Below are 17,009 nucleotides of genomic sequence, written 5' to 3'. Positions count from 1 at the left end.
TAACGAGGTCTTCTTTATAATCCCTTCCCTTATCAAGGAAGGTTGCTTCATTACCTCCCCTTGATCCCCTCCTTGGAAAGGAGGGGAGATAAGAGGAATACCCGGGCAAATGAAGAGTCATGAATCCACCTTATCCTAACCTGTCACTCTGGAGTGCTCCCACCAGGGGAGAAGGGACCTTAAGCACTCCCTCTCCCTGGATGGGAGAGGGCTGGGGTGAGGGTGAACGATGATTTTCCTTTGTGCGGGCATTACCCAAAAATTCTGTTTGCCGACTTATGCAAAGCAAGGGGGGCACTCACGGAGTGACGGCTGGGTGGGGTTTCTTTTTGGGTTTGTTTTGCAGAAGGAAGGTGGCTTCATTACCTCCCCTTGATCCTCTCCTTGGAAAGGAGGGGAAAACAGGATGTTTAAATAATGTGTTTTGATGCCAATCGGTATTGGAAACGAAGGGGGCCTATCAGTGCATCATGCCGGAGAGGCCGGGGATGAAGGGGATGAGGATGGACACGGCGATGAGCACGATGATGATCCATTCCAGAATTTCCAGCCGCCGGTTGGACTCGGCGTCGGACAGCTTGCCGTAAATGCTCTCAATGGTGTCCAGCTTGCGCTGGATGCTTTCCTGCCAGTCCACCAGCCCCAACTGCTGCGACGCCAGGTCGTACAGCCGCGCCAGAAACACGTCGCCGAACAGTTTCAGCGAATTGGTGACGCCGTCGAAAATGATCTCGGTGTCGAGTTGGAACTGGCCGATGGTGCGCAGTTTCGGATACAGGGATTTGAACGCGACGGGAGACTTTTTGTCACCCAACGGCGTCAGGTAATCGTAAAACTCGTCGAGCGCCTGGTTGAGCTTGTCGTTCAGGAAGGCGAATTCGAGCAGGGCGACGTTGGTGTATTCGAGCACGGTGCAGATGTCCTCCGGCTCGGTGTCATAGACGATGGCGCAGTCCCAGCCGACGAAGGTGACGTCTTCCATGCCGTAAGAAATGCGGTTGGAGATGATATCCTCGGTCTCTTCGTGCGACAACCGTTCGCGCTCGCCGCGCAGCAGGCGGGCGACGGTCTCCGGATACTTCTGGATGAGGTCGTGCACCGTGACCTGCGGATCGAACTCCTCGATCTGGAATACGAAGTAGTCCTCGAAATGCGGCGAGACCGACAGGCGGCTCACCGCGGGGCCGATGTCTTTCAATACCTGGTCGAGCGCACGGCGCGCATGCTGCCTGAGGGCTTCGCTTTCGTACGCGGTTTCGATGAAGGTGACGAGATCGCTCAGCGTGCCGGAGAAAGGCACGACGAGATCGATCGACACCACGCCGAACTCGAAGATCAACGCAGGCACCTGGCTTTGCGTGGTGTGGCGCGGCGTGATCTGGAACGGCTCGACCGGCGTGGACATCCATACCGGCGATGGGGTCAGCTGGAAATACTTGCTGACGCGCCGCTTCGCCTGGATCTGCGAGCGGCCCTTGGGCGCGGTGATGCGCCGGTCGGCTTCATCGAGATTGATGGCGAAGCCGACGTCGTAGGCGAAATATAGATGCGCGGTGCCGTTTTTTATGGAAATATCGGGACGCTCGGCGGGCTTTCCGGCGGAATGTGGGATGGTCATGGGTGTGCCTGGGAATGGGACATGTGAGTTAGTGAATCCACGGCAACTTTAAATAGGGATCTTAAAGTAAAAAGGTTTCCTCAATTTTTAGTTCCGCCCCTTTTCAAGGGGAGGGAAATGTTTGGATACCTTCTCCCCTGGTGGGAGAAGGCTAGGATGAGGGGGCACGACTATTCCTTGTCATTCTGAGCGTCAGCGAAGAATCTATGTTTTGATCGGTGTGCATCGGTGGTTGCGATCTGCCGCACCGCACCCCCTCTCAACAATCAGTGTGGACGAAACCGCATGTGGGAACAACTGAAAATCATCTTCGCCGACATCAAAATTCAACACACCGTGTTCGCCCTGCCGTTCGCCGTGATGAGCGCCTTCCTCGCTGCCGAAGGGCTTCCCACCTGGGAACAGATGCTGTGGATCCTGCTCTGCATGTTCGGCGCGCGCAACGCCGCCATGGCCTTCAACCGCATCGTCGATGCCCGCCTGGACGCGAAAAACCCGCGCACCGCAAACCGCGCCCTGCCCGCGGGCAAAGTGGGAACGGGGCAGTACTGGGCGTTCCTCATCGTGTCGTCCGCCATCTTCATCTTCGCCGCTGGCATGCTGAACCGGCTTGCGCTGTGGTTGTCGCCCGTCGCCCTGGCCATCGTGTTTTTCTATTCGATCACCAAACGCTTCACCCCGTACTCGCACGTGTTTTTAGGATTCGCCCTGTCGGTGGCGCCGGTGGGAGCGTGGGTGGCGATCCGTGAGGAGATTTCCTTCACCTCGCTGGTGCTGGGGGCGGCGGTGGTGTTCTGGCTCACCGGCTTCGACATCATCTATGCCTGCATGGACGTCGAAGCGGATAAGAAGAACCGGCTGCACTCCATCCCCGAGCACTTCGGCATCGGACGCGGCCTGATGTTCGCCCGCGCCGCGCACGCCCTGATGGTGCTGTTCCTACTGGGGGTGATGGGGCTGTCGCCCTTGCTGGGCGTGACCTATCTCGTCGGCGTGCTCGCCGTGGCGGGATTGCTGATTTATGAGCATTCCCTCGTGCGGCAGGACGACCTCACCCGCGTCAACATCGCCTTCTTCAACGTGAACGGACTCATCAGCCTCACCCTCATGACCCTCGTCATCATCGATTGCATGTGGGTGTGAAAGAGCAGGCGAACCACCGATGCACACAGACCCGGCAAGGCCGGGAGCAAGCGATCTGGATTCCGGATCGCGCCCTCCGATCATCGTTCCATTTACGGATGCATTGCCCGTTCACCCCGCGCTTGGCGCGGTCCCCCCTTCTCCGAAGGAGGGCTAGGGGGCTTTTTCCTCCAGTGAGGGGTTATTTTAATGATATAGCAAATATGCTATAGTTGGGGCAGGTGTTGATAAGGGGTCAAAGAGGTAAAATTATGAGCAAGTTGCAAGACCTTCACAAAAAATGGAGCAAGGACTCCAAATACCGGGAGGAATATGAAAAGCTCGGTCCGGAGTTTGAGTTGGCCCGGGCGATCATCGAGGCGCGCACGCGGGCGGGTCTCACCCAGGCGCAGTTGGCGCGGAAGATGAAAACCACGCAGTCGGTCATCGCCCGGCTGGAAGCGGGACGCGTGAACCCCTCCACCAAAACCCTCGAACGCCTTGCCCACGCCACCGGCACGCGGCTTAAAATCGATTTTGAGCCGAAAGAGTTAGCTAGTACTAGATAGGTTGAGGAAAGTCATGAAACTCCAGGTAGACGAAAAAACCGATGCTCTGTATTTGAGGCTGGACGAAACCAAAATTGTTGAGTCGCAGGAAGTGTCCCCCGGCGTGGTTCTGGATTTCAACGAAGACAACCAGGTGGTCGGGGTGGAAATCCTCCATCTCTCCAAACGCACCCCCAAGCTGAACATCAAAGACCTGCAATTCCTCACTTCGTGATCTTTTGACGTGCTGGGTTAAGAAAATGTCCAGCCGTTACTCCGCTCTCTAAAATCTCAGTGGAATTTCTGACTTTGTGACCTCAATATCCAGTCCTGCAAGTGATAGGTGCGTTTTAAGGAAATCGTATCTGGGTTGTTGGTCCCTGTGTGGTCCAATTATGATTCTTGAAATATCCTCACTAGGAGAAAAAGGGATTAGAAACGAATCCGGGTTATTTTTTGGTGGTTCCCCTTCAAATTTCTTCTCGATCAAGATTAAACCCATTCGAATTTCTTGCTCTTCAAAAAAAGCCGGATGCTTTGTATGCAACATTAAATTTAATTGGTCTATCACAAACTCACGCCAGATATTACTGTTTGGATCTTGGTACTCTTTTTTGGAAGGGTAGTTGTTTCTAAATTTTATGTAATTGTTTGCATACCGCTCCAACCTTTCACGAAAATCGATGTCGTCATCATTTCCACCTTCATATATTACTTTTTCCATTGATAATGCAGGTAGAACCTTTGGTGGATCCGCAATTATTTTTGTAAATGAGTTTGCCCTGTCATAAATGTTTCTGGTTTTGAATATGATGGCGCAACCACCATCTGCTCCATAATTTCTCCACATTCCTAGCAAACCATTGTCCCTATGGTATGGGATCGTATTTTGATTTTTCCCACAAAAGGAAGTTATGTAAATTCTGCCTACTGACTCATAAAGGCTGTTCAGGTCTTCTTTGATTTGTTCGGGGTAAAGTGATTGGTCGAGCTTTAGAATTTCTTTAATGGTTTGATTTTTAGCGTAAATAATTTCTTGGGTATCATTTAATCTGTTAGATAAGGTGGCTCTTAATGCCTTGCTATTAAGGATTAGGAGTGCGCTGGAAAAGGGTGTGTAATGATAGACCTCTGGATAGAGATCCCAGATTTCTTGGGTCATGTTTGACTCCTATACGATCGATTGTTTAAAGGAATCACATGAGCCACGGAAGCCGCCGGGGGGCAGGGCGTGGAGATGTGAGGTAGCAGGCAGGGCGACTATGCGGGGAAGCCACCTAGAAAAATGATAAGCGAAAGGGGTTTTGCTGTCAAAAACAAGGTAGGGGTCTGGCCTCTTTTGAAAGGGCTTGGTTGCAGAAATGGAATCGGGTATAATTCTTTCCTCTATTGGATCAACGGACTTTATGGAGTGTTGTGGTGTTTGAGTTTCTGGATGAGCGGCTGAAAGCCATTGAAGACAAAGTGAAAGTGGGCGAGCGCCTGTCGTTCGACGACGGGGTGACGCTGTTCAAGACGCCGGACCTGTTGGGCGTCGGCCGTCTGGCCACCATCGTGCGCGAGCGCAAAAACGGCGACAACGCGTTCTTCATCCACAACCGCCACATCAATCCGACCAACGTCTGCATCCACACCTGCAACTTCTGCGCGTTCGGCGTCAAGCCCGACGCCCCCAACGCCTACGAAAAATCGCTGGAGGAAATCTTCTCCGATGCGCAGGCCTACCAGAACGGCAAGGTCAGCGAGTTCCACATCGTCGGCGGTCTGCACCCGGACTGGCCGTACTCGATCTACCTCGACATGGTGCGCGGCCTGAAGGAACGTTTTCCCGATGTCCATCTGCAGGCGTTCACGGCGGTGGAGCTGGATTACCTGGCAAAGCTCGCGGGCAAGCCGCTCAAGGACACGCTGGAGGAATTGTACGCGGCGGGGCTGGGATCGATCCCCGGCGGCGGCGCGGAAATTTTCGCCAAACGCGCGCGCAAGAAAATCTGCAACGACAAGATCACCGGTGAGCGCTGGCTGGAGGTGCACGAGGCGGCGCACGCGGTCGGCCTCAAGAGCAACGCCACCATGCTGTACGGTCACCTGGAGTTTGCGGAGGAGCGTGTCGATCACCTGGTGCGCCTGCGCGAGTTGCAGGACAAGACCGGCGGTTTCGTGACGTTCATCCCGCTGGCGTTCCATCCGGAGAACACCAACCTGCATTTCCTGCCGCCGACCTCGGGTCAGTTGGACCTGCGCGCCCTGGCGGTCAGCCGCCTGATGCTCGATAATTTCCCGCACATCAAGGCGTTCTGGATCATGATTTCGCCGAAGATCGCGCAGTTGTCGATGTCCTTCGGCGCGGACGACATGGACGGCACCGTGGTCGAGGAAAAAATCATCCACGCCGCCGGCGCCACCACCGACCAGATTTTCCATCAGCGCGAGATCATCGACATGATCGTCGAGTCCGGCCGCCTGCCCATGGAACGCGACACCCTGTACGAAGACACCCACCTCGCCGCGGTTTAAGAGAGCGCTTCAGTCCTTCATCTGTGTTGATCCGTGTTCATCTGTGGTGGAAAATCTTTTCCACCGACGCTTTCCAAATCCCGATTCGATGGTAAAATTAAAAGATCGTCGTCAGCGGGGACAGCGTTTACGGAGGCGCGGATCATGAGTCAGCCGATTCGAAAACAGAAGCCCAAGCCCAGGAAAAAAGTCATCGGCGGGGTGGATTTCAGCAAGGATTACATCTGCCTGACCTGCGGCTGCCAGCGCACGCCCATCAATGTGCGGCGCGGCCACGTGGCGATTGAGACCCTGTTGTGGCTGTGCTACATCGTTCCCGGCGTGGTGTACACCTTATGGCGCACACTGCGCCGTCACGACGTCTGTCCCAAATGCCGCAATCCTTCGATCGTGAAAACGACGTCGCCGCAGGCATTCCAGTTGCAACGCTTGATGAAAACGTTGAGCCAGCCCAAAGATAAAACCACCGGTGAAGCCTGAACACGGAACCCGTTATGATGAACGACGAAACGACATCCCCAACCGGCAGCACGAACGACGCGTCTGCAAAGAAGAAAACGCCCGACTCCGAGGCATCGAAAAAGCAGGAGCCGGAAAAAGAAAAAGGGAAGGGCGTTGAGGATGTGCTGAAGAGTGCGCGCCGCCGGGGCATTGCGCAGAAAGGCCAGCAGGGCGTCATCGAGTTCGACTATCCCCGCAAGAAAGAGTAAACTTCCTCACTCGGCTGTTTCGCCGAACCCACAATCCCATACTGGAACTTGTGCATGACGACGGACGAACGCGATTTCAGCGGCCGCGATTTGAAGGAGAAGGATTTCAGCGGACAGGATTTGAGCGAGTCGGATTTCGCGGAAGCGGATCTGACGGCGGCAAACCTGTCGAACTGCGTCCTCGCTTATTCGCAGTTTTACCGGGCGCGCCTATTGCAGGTGCAGGCGGAGGCGGCGGACCTGTCGCAGTCGAGCCTCATGGAAGCGAACATAAGCCACAGCCGCTTTATCGGTGCGTCGTTTGCGGGCTCGGAGCTGGAAGGCGCGGACCTGCGTCACTCCAATTTTGCCAACGCCGATTTTTCGGAAAGCAACCTGACCGGGGCATACCTGGAGGGGGCCATTCTTGAAGGCGCAAATTTCAAGGGGGCGGAGATGAAGGCGGGCGATTTTAAGCAAACCAATTTGCGCAACGCCCACTTGTCCGCAGCCGATCTGCGTTACACGCGTATGGATGAGGCCGACTTCACCGGCGCGAACCTGGCCGGGGTCGATCTGACCGGCGCGGACCTGTACAACGTCAAGTTCAACGGCGCGGACCTGAAGGACGTGGACTTCACCGAAGCGGACATCTCCGGCTGCGATTTCACCGGCGTGAAAAACCTGACCTGCGAACAGATCGAAGCCGCTATTTTCCAGAAAGACACCGTCGCCTTTCCCGACTACATTTCCATTCGCTGGCTCGACGACAACGAATATGAGTGCGCCTGCGAAACCTGATTCGTTTCCGCTGAAGGGAGAAGCGGGCTGTTATCAACGTGTCGCGGTAGGCCCCGCATTGCGGCATGGGATGTGCGTTTACGGTTTTCTGTCGTTCCGGTTGCGCCGGGCCTCAGGCCTGTGTTCCAATGAGGGGAAGGGGACGGGCCTCTTTTTCTGCCAAACGTTATGGAACGAGCCGGATACAGACCCAACATCCTGCCTGAATCGGTGAGCATGGAACTGGAAGGGGTGGGGTGCCGCGAGGCGGTGCGCATCATCGACTCGGAGGTGGAGCTTGCCATGTTCTTCACCAAATGCCGGGCGATGAAAAACCTCGACCTCATCGAGTTCGAAACCGCCACCAAAATGACCTCCGATGGCGACATCATCGATACCTGAATTTTTCTCTGATTGCGAAACGGGTTTGAATCTTAAATCAAGCGAATTGGAAACATAGATTCTTCGTCGCCTCCGGCTCATCAGAATGACAGACTGGAATCTGAGTTGTCATTCTGAGCGAAGCGAAGAATCTATGGGTTATTCTTTACTCCCGAACGCCCTTTTAGACGCAATCTTTGAAATAAGGCTTATTGAGCCGCCGTAAATAAAAAAACCACCCGGCGTGGTGCGGCACGGGTGGTTTTGTATTTGGTACGCCTGGAGGGATTCGAACCCCCGACCTTCGGAACCGGAATCCGGCACTCTATCCAGCTGAGCTACAGGCGCTTGGTGGTGTTGTATTCAGGGATGGCTACACGTCCTCGTCCGTATTATCCGGAGCTACGTGGTTGACCCCGGTGTACTTGTCCTCACGTCCAAATTGACGGATGATATCCAGCCGCCATTTCCACCATTGCACTTCTTCCAGAACCTCTTCGGACGCGTTCTCCGGCGGAAATAATTTGACGGCTCCATCGGAGCCGATCTTGGCGTCCACGCCTTCCGGCAGACGGAGTTCGAATTCTTCCATAACGGCGACCGGGTCCGCAACCAGTTTATTTTTAAACTCATCCTGGGTTACCGCCTGAGTGGCCACCTGTTTCCACTTGCCGTCCAAGTCTATTTTTCTTTTTCGATTCATAAAGTGCCTCATCGCAACAGGTTCGTTGCTCTGTCATTGCGGGTTGTTTTTCGATTTTGACCTAAAGGGTATCCGAGAGCGGCTGACATGGCAATGGGAAATTGCCGCGGGGGTTGGATCGCATCACTTTTGGATCAGGCCGGGAACGGCATTCAGGGCTTCGTCGAGTTTTTCAGGCTGGCTGCCGCCGGCCTGCGCCATGTCGGCGCGGCCCCCGCCGCTGCCGCCGACGATGCCTGCGATTTCCTTCAATATGTTGCCGGCGTGGAAGCGGTCGGTGAGGTCGTCCGTCACTCCGGCGGCCAGCATCACCTTGCCGTTGTCGGCGGACCCGGCCACGACGACTCCCGACTGGATCTGGTTTTTGGCGTTGTCGATGAACGCGCGCAGAGTCTTGGTGTCCATGCCTTCCAGCTTTTTGATCAGCAGGGACACGTCGCCGACTTTCTGCACATCATCTTTCAGACTGCTGCCACCGCCCTTGCCGCTGATGAGCTTGTCTTTCAGCGCGGTGATCTCTTTCTCCAGTTCGCGCTGGCGTTCCAGCATTTTTCTGATCTTGTTGACTTCCTCGTTCGGCTGCGCCTTGAGCAGTTTGCGAATGCCGGAAAGCTGGTCGAACTCGGCCTGCACCCATTCGTAAGCGCGCGATCCGGTCACCGCCTCGATACGGCGCACGCCGGAGGCGATGCCGCCCTCGGAGATGATCTTGAAAAAACCGATGGTGCCGGTGGCGGGAACGTGCGTGCCGCCGCAGAGTTCCTTGCTGAAGCCGGGCACGTTCACCACGCGCACGTGGTCGTCGTACTTTTCGCCGAACAATGCCACCGCGCCTTCTTCCAGTGCGTCTTCCATGGCAATGACTTTGGTCTCGACCTCGATGTTGGCGCGGATCTGTTCGTTCACCAGCGCTTCGATGCGTTCGCGTTCTTCTTCGGTGAGTGGTGAAAAATGCGTGTAGTCGAAACGCAGCCGGTCCGCTTCCACCAGCGATCCCGCCTGCTTGACGTGCGGCCCCAGCACTTCCTTGAGCGCCGCGTGCAGCAGGTGCGTCGCGGAATGGTTGTTGGCGGTGTCGATGCGCTGGCGTCCGTCCACCTCCAGGCTGAGGGTGTCGCCGACCTGAATCGATCCCTGCGTCACTTTGGCGTGATGCACGATGAGGTTGTTGAGCGGTTTCTGTGTGTTGGTGATTTCCAAACGCACCCGGTCGTGGAAGGCGCGGCCGATGTCGCCGACCTGCCCGCCGGACTCGCCGTAAAAGGGCGTCTCGTCGAGCACCAGTTCGATTTCTCCACCTTCGTTTGCGGATTGGACGGGCTGCTTGTTTTTGAGCAGCGCCAGCACGCGGCCTTCGCCCTTGGTGCCGCCGTAACCGTCGAACAGCGTGCCGCTGTGCTCCTGCACGATCTTGGTGTAGATGGGCGCGATCTGTTTTTCGCCCGATCCCTTCCACGACGCCATCGCCTTTTCGCGCTGTTCCTTCATGGCGCGGTCGAAGCCGGTCATGTCCAACTCGAATCCCGTGTCCTTGGCGGTTTCTTCCACCAGATCGACGGGGAAGCCGAAAGTGTCGTACAGCTTGAACACTTCCTCTCCGGGGATCGTGGTTTTGTTTTCCATGCGCAGGCGGTCGAGGATTTCGTTCAGGCGTTCGGTGCCGAAGGTCAGTGTGTTGTTGAAACTGACTTCCTCGTTGGTCACGACTTTCTGGATGAAGTCGCGGTTGGTCTTGAGGTCAGCGTACACGCTCTGAAATTTTTCGATGACATCTTCCGTGATGTGATGGAAGAATGGTTTTTCCTGGTCGAGCAGCTTGCCGTGACGCAGGGCGCGGCGCATGATGCGGCGCAGCACGTAGCCGCGTCCTTCGTTGGAAGGCAGCACGCCGTCGTTGATGAGAAAGGTCGCGGCGCGGGCGTGATCGGCGATCACGCGCAGCGACACGTCGTTTTCGTGACTGGCGTTGTAGGCCTTGCCGGTGATCTTGCTGGCGTGCTCGATCAACCCCATCATGATGTCGGAGTCGTAGTTGCTGGGCTGGCCCTGCAATACGGCGGCGAGCCGTTCCAGTCCCATCCCGGTGTCGATGCATGGGCTGGGCAGCGGGTTCATGGTGCCCGCATCATCCCGATCGTACTGCATGAACACGAGGTTCCAGATTTCGAGGTAGCGGTCGCAGTCGCACCCGACGGCGCAGGTCGGCTTGCCGCAACCGAGCGCCTCGCCCTGATCGATGTAGATTTCGGAGCAGGGACCACACGGCCCGGTGTTGCCCATCGCCCAGAAGTTGTCTTCCTCGCCCAGGCGGCAGATGCGGTCGTCGGCGAGGCCGATGTCATTTTTCCAGATTTCGAATGCTTCCTCGTCGTCCTTGTAGATGGAGATGTAGAGTTTTTCTTTCGGCAGTTGGACGATCCCGGTGAGGAATTCCCAGGCGTAGGCGATGGCTTCCTTCTTGAAGTAGTCGCCGAACGAGAAGTTGCCCAGCATCTCGAAGAACGTATGATGACGCGCCGTGCGCCCGACCATCTCCAGGTCGTTGTGCTTGCCGCCGGCGCGCACGCATTTCTGCGACGAGGCGGCGCGGGTGTAGTCGCGCTTCTCCTGACCGAGGAACACGTTCTTGAACTGCACCATGCCCGCGTTGGTGAACAGCAGGCTGGGGTCGTTCTTCGGCACCAGTGTGTCGCTGGGCACCACGGTGTGGCCGCGGTCCTCAAAGTATTTCAAAAACAGATGTCGTATCTCGTTGCCTGTCATGATGATCCGTTCGGAGATTCTATTAATCCGGGAATTGTAACATTAGAATATCGTTTTTGTCGGCAGGATTCAAAAGGACCTTTTCCTGGCGACCGGAAAATCAAAAACGGTTCCCGGTAGCCAGACTGGCTGGTGGACAGCATGACTCTGTAAGCGTTCCCCCGATCCGGGCAGATCAGGAAGTGAGGAATTGCAGGTCCTTCGTGTTGAGCTTGGGGGTGCGCTTGGAAAGGTGAAGGATTTCCACGCCAACGACCTGGTTGTTCTCGTTGAAATCGAGGACGACACCGGATGAGACCTCCTGCGATTCCACGATTTTAGAATCATCCAATCGCAGATAAAGCGCGTCCGCATTTTTGTCAACCTGGAGTTTCATATTTTCCCTCTCTTGTTTCTGTCGAAGTAAACGGTGATGACGCGAATGGGTTGAACGCGTGCGTCGACAACAATCCGTAACACACGTCCTTGCGCCTCCGTAACCACTCCCAGCCGGTGTTCCAAGGCGTCGTCCACGGGATCGGGGTAAACGGCGCGAGGTTTATCTAGAACCTTTTCCAGCCATTCTACCGCAATTTCCCGCTCTTGTAACATGTCTTTGGCGTGCTGGGTCAGTTGATAAGCCATAAGCGTTTTGCCCTCACTTCCCTCTCGCCACAATATGGGAGAGAGCACCCCTATACTCCCTCCCCTTACCAAGGTGCACTCCAGAGTAACGGGTTGAGGTGGGGTTTTGGAGCGCAACCCGTGGAGACGGGTTGCGGGCACCATTACCTCCCTTCAGTCCCCTCCTTGGAAAGGAGGGATGAAACTAGTGCGAACAGAATAAACTGGAAGGTTCTGGAAGTGCATTGCCGGGCGTGGTCTTAAATGACCCCGGCTTTCAAGAGGTCGTGCAGGTGGATGATGCCATCGACCTGTTGGCCGTCGGCGGAAACCACGACGGAGGTGATGCTGTGCTCGTCCATGAACTGCACCGCCTTGGTCGCCATGTGGTCCCTGCCGATGCATTTTGGGCTGCGCGACATCAGGTCGCGGGCGCAGACGGATTGGAAATCCTTGCCGGATTCCATCAGCCGCCTGAGGTCGCCGTCGGTGATGATGCCCAGCAGCAACCCGGCGGCATCGATCACCAGCGTGGTGCCGAAGCGTTTGCGGCTCATCTCGGTGATGACGGCGGGCAGGTCCGCATCCTCCAAAACCTTGGGCACTTCGTCGCCGGAATGCATCAGATCCTCGACCGTGGTGAGCAGGCGCCGGCCCAGACTGCCGCCGGGGTGGTGCTGCGCGAAATCTTCCGGCCGGAAGCCGCGTTTTTCCAGGAGCACCAGCGCCAGTGCGTCGCCCATGGCGAGGGTGGCGGTGGTGCTGGAGGTGGGGACCAGGTTCAACGGGCAGGCTTCTTCTGAGACGCCGACGTTCAACACGTGGTCGGCGCGCTTGGCGAGGGTCGAGTCGGGCCGCCCCGTCATCGCCACCAGCGTGCATTTGCGGCGGTTGATGATGGGCAGCAGGCGCACCAGTTCTTCCGTCTCGCCGCTGTTGGAGATGGCGAGCAGAATGTCTTCCTTGCCGATGATGCCGAGGTCGCCGTGGCTGGCTTCCGCCGCGTGCAGAAAGAGCGCGGGCAGGCCGATGCTGGAAAAGGTGGCGGCGATCTTCTGGCCGATGAGGCCGGACTTGCCGATGCCGAGAACCACCACGTGACCCTTGCAGGCGTCGAGGCGGTGGACGACTTCGACGAACGTGGCGTCGATGCGGTCCTTGAGCTGGGCGATGGAGTCGCTTTCGTTCTGCAGAACGCGCCGGGCCTCCTCCATCATGCGAAGCGCCTCGTCCTTGCCGCCGGGATCTTTTTTCAACGGTTGCATTCTCTATTAAGCCTTAAAATTCAGTAACTTCAGTAATTCCCCAAGTCCCAAAATAGTAGCACAAAACCGGCCCGGGGCAAAGAATTATAGCCCGATATCAACTTCAGTCGCCCTTTGGTATCATAAAACCCTTGTGAGGTGAATTTAAGTGCTAAAGGTCAATTATGTCCGATGGACTGAAGTATAACAATAAGGCCCAAAAATGGTTTGAGAATCAAGGGGTCAAGGTAATCCCCGAGAAGGATCTAGGTCTTGATCTCAAAAAAGACAACCCTGATTTTTTGTGTTCAAAGGACGAACAGGAATTCTGGGTGGAGGTGAAATCAATTGACCTCCCTGAAAGGGTTCAGGCCTTGGGAGATTATTTTGATAAATTCAAGTCTAGGGAATCCAAAATCACAAGTCCCGGAAGGGGACTTGTGACCATTACTCCCGAAACGACCCAAAGAGATATCAAGTTTGCTGTTAGTCTGATTGACCGTGTCCTTTCGAAAGTAGATTTAAGTTCTAATGAAAATATCCAGTACCACGTGGTTATCCCTAAAGATCCGGTTCCTGATTACAATAAGTTTGTTCGAATTGAATATCAGGTGATTGAGGAAGAGGGGATAGGTGAAATTACAGAGTATTTATTCTGTGTGAAATCGCAATTGGGAAAATACAGCCGATGTTATTTAGGGGATATGTTGAGGTGGGATGCAAAGACAAAAATCATAGAAATTGGTGACGACAATGAGGATGAGTCTGTTGTTAGCGCAATTGATTTAGGATTGTTTGATAATGATGGTTTCCGTTTGTCCATCCAATTGATGAAAGGGGATGGACAATTTAAGTTTTTTGGCATTGCGCCCCACGAGGCGGAAATGTCGAGAAATACTTTAATTATAAAGAACAGGGCGTCTAAGGCAAGTAGCCAGATTAAAAGCGCGAGCGACCAAACAGGTGAAAAGCCAGGGCTTGTTGTGTTTTACCAAGAGAACCCAGCTTCTGCAAACGACGAGACGTTTGTGTCAGTTTTTTATGGGGATGTGACGTGTAAATTTTCAGTGGATGAGAAAGAAGAGAGCCGCTTGTTTTATGGGCGCAATGGGTTCTGGGGGAAAGAAAAGAATACTTCGTTAAGTGCCGCATTGTATTTTCGAACGAATGAAAGGCCCATATGCGTTTATAATAATTGGGCTAAAAACCCGTTGCCGCAAGGTTTACTAGACTGCAAACAGTATGTACTACAAGACGATGGATCCTTCGTTATTTATGAATAAATTCGTGAAAATATAATGGCCTCGAAGAAAAAGCTCTATCTGATCGACGGTTCGTCGTACATCTTCCGCGCGTTTTTCGGCATCCGCCACAACCTGTCCAACTCCAAGGGCCAGCCCACCAACGCGCTCTACGGTTTCACCACCATGCTGATGAAAGTGGTGCGCGAGGAGCAGCCGGACTACCTCGCCGTCGTCTTCGACAGCAAGGAAAAAACCTTCCGCCACGACATGTACGCCGATTACAAGGCCAACCGCGACGTGCCGCCGGAAGACCTCGCGGCGCAGTTCCCCTATTTCGAACCGCTGGTCGAGGCGTTCAACATCAAAAGCCTGCGCAAACCGGGTTACGAGGCGGACGACATCATCGGAACGCTGGCGAAGGTGGGCGAGAAGGCGGGCATGGACGTCACCATCGTCAGCGGCGACAAGGACATGATGCAGTTGATCACCGGCCAGGTGCACATGCTCGACACGATGAAGGACAAACGCTTCGGCATCGACGACGTGAAGGAAAAATTTGGTGTCGAACCGGACCGGGTGATCGAGGTGATGGGACTGATGGGCGACTCCAGCGACCACATTCCCGGCGTCAAGGGCGTCGGACCCAAAACGGCCACCGACCTCATCCAGAAATACGGATCGATTCAAGGATTGTACGAACACCTCGACGAGATCGACAAGGCCAAGCTGAAAGAGAAGCTGGAGACGGATAAGGACAATGCGCTCTTGAGCCGCGAGCTGGTGACGATCAAGCTCGACACGCCGCTCGACTGCAAGATCGAAGACCTGGAAGCGCGCCAGCCGGACAACAAAAAGCTGCGCGAGCTGTTCACCGATCTCGAGTTCAAAACGCTGCTGACGGCGTTGCCGGAAGGGGAGGGCGGCGACGGCGCGGCGTCCGATCCCCGGTCCGAGATCAAGCGCGGCTATGACACCATCCTGGACGACACGGCGCTCGACGACCTCATCAAAAAACTGAAGAAAGCGAAGGCGTTCGCACTCGACCTGGAAACGACTTCGAAGCGTCCGGTCAAGGCGGAGATGGTGGGCATTTCGTTTTCGTGGGCGGAGGGCGAGGCGTGTTACATCCCGGTGGCGCACCGCTACCTGGGCGTGCCGGAACAACTGGACAAGCAGTACGTGCTCGACAAGTTGAAGCCTCTGCTCGAAGACCCTCAGCTTGAGAAGTACGGGCACAATATCAAGTACGACCTCATCGTCCTGCACAACGAAGGCGTCGCGCTGCGCGGCATCGTGTTCGATTCCATGCTGGCGTCGTATGTGCTCGATCCGTCGCGGCGCAGTCACAGTCTCGATGACCTCGCCCTCGAAATGCTCCAGCACACCACTATCAAGTACAGCGACGTGGCGGGGTCGGCTTCCAAGCAGGTGGGGTTTGAGGAAGTGGAGATCGAGCGCGCGTCGGAGTACGCGGCGGAGGACTCCGACATCACTTACCGCCTGACGCGGCATTTCGAAAAGCAACTCAAGGGCAACGAGCTGGAGTTGTACGAGACCATCGAGCTGCCTCTGCTGGAAGTGCTGGCGGAGATGGAGTTGACGGGCGTGCTGCTCGATACGGAGCATCTGAAAAAACTGTCGAAGAAACTGGAGAAAGACCTCAAGAAGATCGAGGACGAGATTTACGCGCTGGCGGGCGAGCCGTTCAACATCAATTCGCCGAAACAGCTTTCCACTATCCTGTTCGACAAGCTCAACCTGCGCACGGTGAAGAAAACCAAGAGCGGCTTTTCGACGGACGTCAGCGTGCTGGAAGAATTGGCGGCGGAGCACGACCTGCCCGACAAGATTCTCAACTACCGCCAGTTCGCGAAGATGAAATCGACTTACGTCGATGCCCTGCCCAACGAGGTGTTCACGGACGGACGCATTCATACCTCGTACAACCAGACCGTCGCTGCCACCGGCCGGCTGAGCAGCAGCGACCCCAATCTGCAGAACATCCCCATCCGTTCGGAAGCGGGGCGGGAAATCCGCAAGGCGTTCCTCGCTGACAAGGGCTGCTGGCTGCTGTCCGCCGACTATTCGCAGATCGAACTGCGCCTGTTGGCGCATCTCTCCGGCGACCCGGCGCTCATCCGCGCCTTCAAGAATAATGAAGACATCCACAGCCGCACGGCAGCGGAGATTTTCGGTCAGCCTCTCGACCAGGTCGATCCCGAAGGGCGGCGCATGGCGAAGGCCGTCAACTTCGGCATCGTGTACGGGTTGAGCGCGTACGGGCTGTCGCGCCAGCTCAAGATCACGCCGAAGGAAGCGAAGACATTCATCGATCAGTATTTCGATCTGTACAAAAACGTGAAGACGTTCATGGACGAGACCATCGCCATGGCGCGCGAAAAAGGCTACACGACGACGATGATGAACCGCCGCCGCTACATGCCGGACATCCACAGCAAGAACCGGCAGGTGCGCGAAGCCGTCGAGCGGACGGCTATCAATTCGCCGGTTCAAGGTAGCGCCGCCGATTTCATCAAAATGGCGATGCTCCGCATCCACGACGACATTCTGGAAAAGAAGCGGGCGTCGCGCATGATCCTGCAGGTGCACGACGAGTTGATCTTTGAATGTCCGGAGGGAGAGAAGAAAGCGATGGAGTCCCTGGTGCAGAAAGAAATGGAAGGCGTGGCGAAACTGAAGGTACCGCTCACCGTCAACATGGACTGGGGCGAAAACTGGAGCGACGCGCACTGAACCGCGTTGTATTGGGCGCTGCGGCGGGATGGGAGTGCAGCGC

At 55.7% G+C, this 17,009-nt stretch carries 17 protein-coding genes and 1 tRNA gene; 10 read left to right on the top strand and 8 right to left on the bottom strand.

From position 1 onward, the window contains the following. Nucleotides 1-460: 460 nt before the first annotated feature. Nucleotides 461-1,618: an RMD1 family protein gene (locus QML71_RS08900; RefSeq protein ID WP_282011571.1), complete on the bottom strand. Its 1,158-nt coding sequence runs from the start codon at nt 1,616-1,618 to the stop codon at nt 461-463. 285 nt (nt 1,619-1,903) lie between these two features. On the opposite strand from QML71_RS08900, the gene QML71_RS08895 reads away from it, so the two are divergent. From QML71_RS08895 to QML71_RS08885, 3 genes are all read left to right on the top strand, one after another. After that, complete coding sequence (locus QML71_RS08895) at nt 1,904-2,761, top strand: UbiA-like polyprenyltransferase (RefSeq protein ID WP_282011570.1); 858 nt, start codon at nt 1,904-1,906, stop codon at nt 2,759-2,761. A gap of 251 nt (nt 2,762-3,012) precedes the next feature. Beyond that, nucleotides 3,013-3,309 carry a helix-turn-helix domain-containing protein gene (locus QML71_RS08890; RefSeq protein WP_282011569.1) on the top strand — a complete coding sequence of 99 codons (297 nt, stop codon included), beginning with the start codon at nt 3,013-3,015 and terminating at the stop codon, nt 3,307-3,309. A 13-nt stretch (nt 3,310-3,322) separates the two neighbouring features. Next, nucleotides 3,323-3,523: a DUF2283 domain-containing protein gene (locus QML71_RS08885; RefSeq protein ID WP_282011568.1), complete on the top strand. Its 201-nt coding sequence runs from the start codon at nt 3,323-3,325 to the stop codon at nt 3,521-3,523. A gap of 48 nt (nt 3,524-3,571) precedes the next feature. On the opposite strand, the gene QML71_RS08880 is transcribed toward QML71_RS08885, so the two are convergent. Beyond that, entirely contained in the window at nt 3,572-4,450 is an 879-nt protein-coding gene (locus tag QML71_RS08880) for a DUF2971 domain-containing protein (RefSeq protein WP_282011567.1), read from the bottom strand. Nucleotides 4,451-4,704: 254 nt separating this feature from the next. Here QML71_RS08880 and mqnE point away from each other — a divergent pair, with 254 nt between their 5' ends. The 5 genes from mqnE to QML71_RS08855 all read left to right on the top strand — a co-directional run bounded on the left by mqnE (nt 4,705) and on the right by QML71_RS08855 (nt 7,676). Further along, a complete protein-coding gene (gene mqnE, locus QML71_RS08875; RefSeq protein WP_345742321.1) occupies nt 4,705-5,805 on the top strand; it encodes an aminofutalosine synthase MqnE in 1,101 nt (366 codons plus the stop codon). 144 nt (nt 5,806-5,949) lie between these two features. Further along, the gene (locus QML71_RS08870) at nt 5,950-6,285 is read left to right on the top strand and encodes a hypothetical protein (RefSeq protein ID WP_282011565.1); all 336 of its coding nucleotides are present in this window, start codon (nt 5,950-5,952) and stop codon (nt 6,283-6,285) included. Between the two features lie 14 nt (nt 6,286-6,299). Further along, nucleotides 6,300-6,515 (top strand): hypothetical protein, encoded by a 216-nt coding sequence (locus QML71_RS08865; RefSeq protein WP_282011564.1) that lies wholly within the window; start codon nt 6,300-6,302, stop codon nt 6,513-6,515. A gap of 54 nt (nt 6,516-6,569) precedes the next feature. Further along, the gene (locus QML71_RS08860; RefSeq protein WP_282011563.1) at nt 6,570-7,295 is read left to right on the top strand and encodes a pentapeptide repeat-containing protein; all 726 of its coding nucleotides are present in this window, start codon (nt 6,570-6,572) and stop codon (nt 7,293-7,295) included. Nucleotides 7,296-7,463: 168 nt separating this feature from the next. After that, complete coding sequence (locus tag QML71_RS08855) at nt 7,464-7,676, top strand: hypothetical protein (RefSeq protein ID WP_282011562.1); 213 nt, start codon at nt 7,464-7,466, stop codon at nt 7,674-7,676. Between the two features lie 250 nt (nt 7,677-7,926). Here the strand turns inward: QML71_RS08855 and QML71_RS08850 are convergent. The 6 genes from QML71_RS08850 to QML71_RS08825 all read right to left on the bottom strand — a co-directional run bounded on the left by QML71_RS08850 (nt 7,927) and on the right by QML71_RS08825 (nt 12,989). Beyond that, nucleotides 7,927-8,003, bottom strand: a tRNA-Arg gene (locus QML71_RS08850). Nucleotides 8,004-8,028: 25 nt separating this feature from the next. Then, entirely contained in the window at nt 8,029-8,358 is a 330-nt protein-coding gene (locus tag QML71_RS08845) for a hypothetical protein (protein ID WP_282011561.1), read from the bottom strand. Nucleotides 8,359-8,481: 123 nt separating this feature from the next. Beyond that, nucleotides 8,482-11,121, bottom strand: a complete 2,640-nt coding sequence (gene alaS / locus QML71_RS08840; protein ID WP_282011560.1) for an alanine--tRNA ligase — start codon at nt 11,119-11,121, stop codon at nt 8,482-8,484. 175 nt (nt 11,122-11,296) lie between these two features. After that, nucleotides 11,297-11,497, bottom strand: coding sequence for a DUF2283 domain-containing protein (locus QML71_RS08835; protein WP_282011559.1), 201 nt, complete (start codon nt 11,495-11,497; stop codon nt 11,297-11,299). After that, nucleotides 11,494-11,745, bottom strand: coding sequence for a DUF4258 domain-containing protein (locus tag QML71_RS08830; RefSeq protein ID WP_282011558.1), 252 nt, complete (start codon nt 11,743-11,745; stop codon nt 11,494-11,496). The genes QML71_RS08835 and QML71_RS08830 overlap by 4 nt, the downstream gene beginning before the upstream one ends. Before the next feature lie 239 nt (nt 11,746-11,984). Continuing rightward, entirely contained in the window at nt 11,985-12,989 is a 1,005-nt protein-coding gene (locus QML71_RS08825) for a KpsF/GutQ family sugar-phosphate isomerase (RefSeq protein WP_282011557.1), read from the bottom strand. A gap of 164 nt (nt 12,990-13,153) precedes the next feature. On the opposite strand from QML71_RS08825, the gene QML71_RS08820 reads away from it, so the two are divergent. Both QML71_RS08820 and polA read left to right on the top strand, forming a co-directional pair. Further along, nucleotides 13,154-14,251: a hypothetical protein gene (locus tag QML71_RS08820; protein ID WP_282011556.1), complete on the top strand. Its 1,098-nt coding sequence runs from the start codon at nt 13,154-13,156 to the stop codon at nt 14,249-14,251. A 15-nt stretch (nt 14,252-14,266) separates the two neighbouring features. Next, on the top strand, nt 14,267-16,966 hold the full coding sequence (gene polA / locus QML71_RS08815) for a DNA polymerase I (RefSeq protein ID WP_282011555.1): 2,700 nt from the start codon (nt 14,267-14,269) through the stop codon (nt 16,964-16,966). Nucleotides 16,967-17,009 lie beyond the last annotated feature (43 nt).

This window comes from Nitrospina watsonii (genome assembly GCF_946900835.1).
GTDB lineage: Bacteria > Nitrospinota > Nitrospinia > Nitrospinales > Nitrospinaceae > Nitrospina > Nitrospina watsonii.
This window is presented reverse-complemented; position numbering and strand designations above follow the sequence as displayed.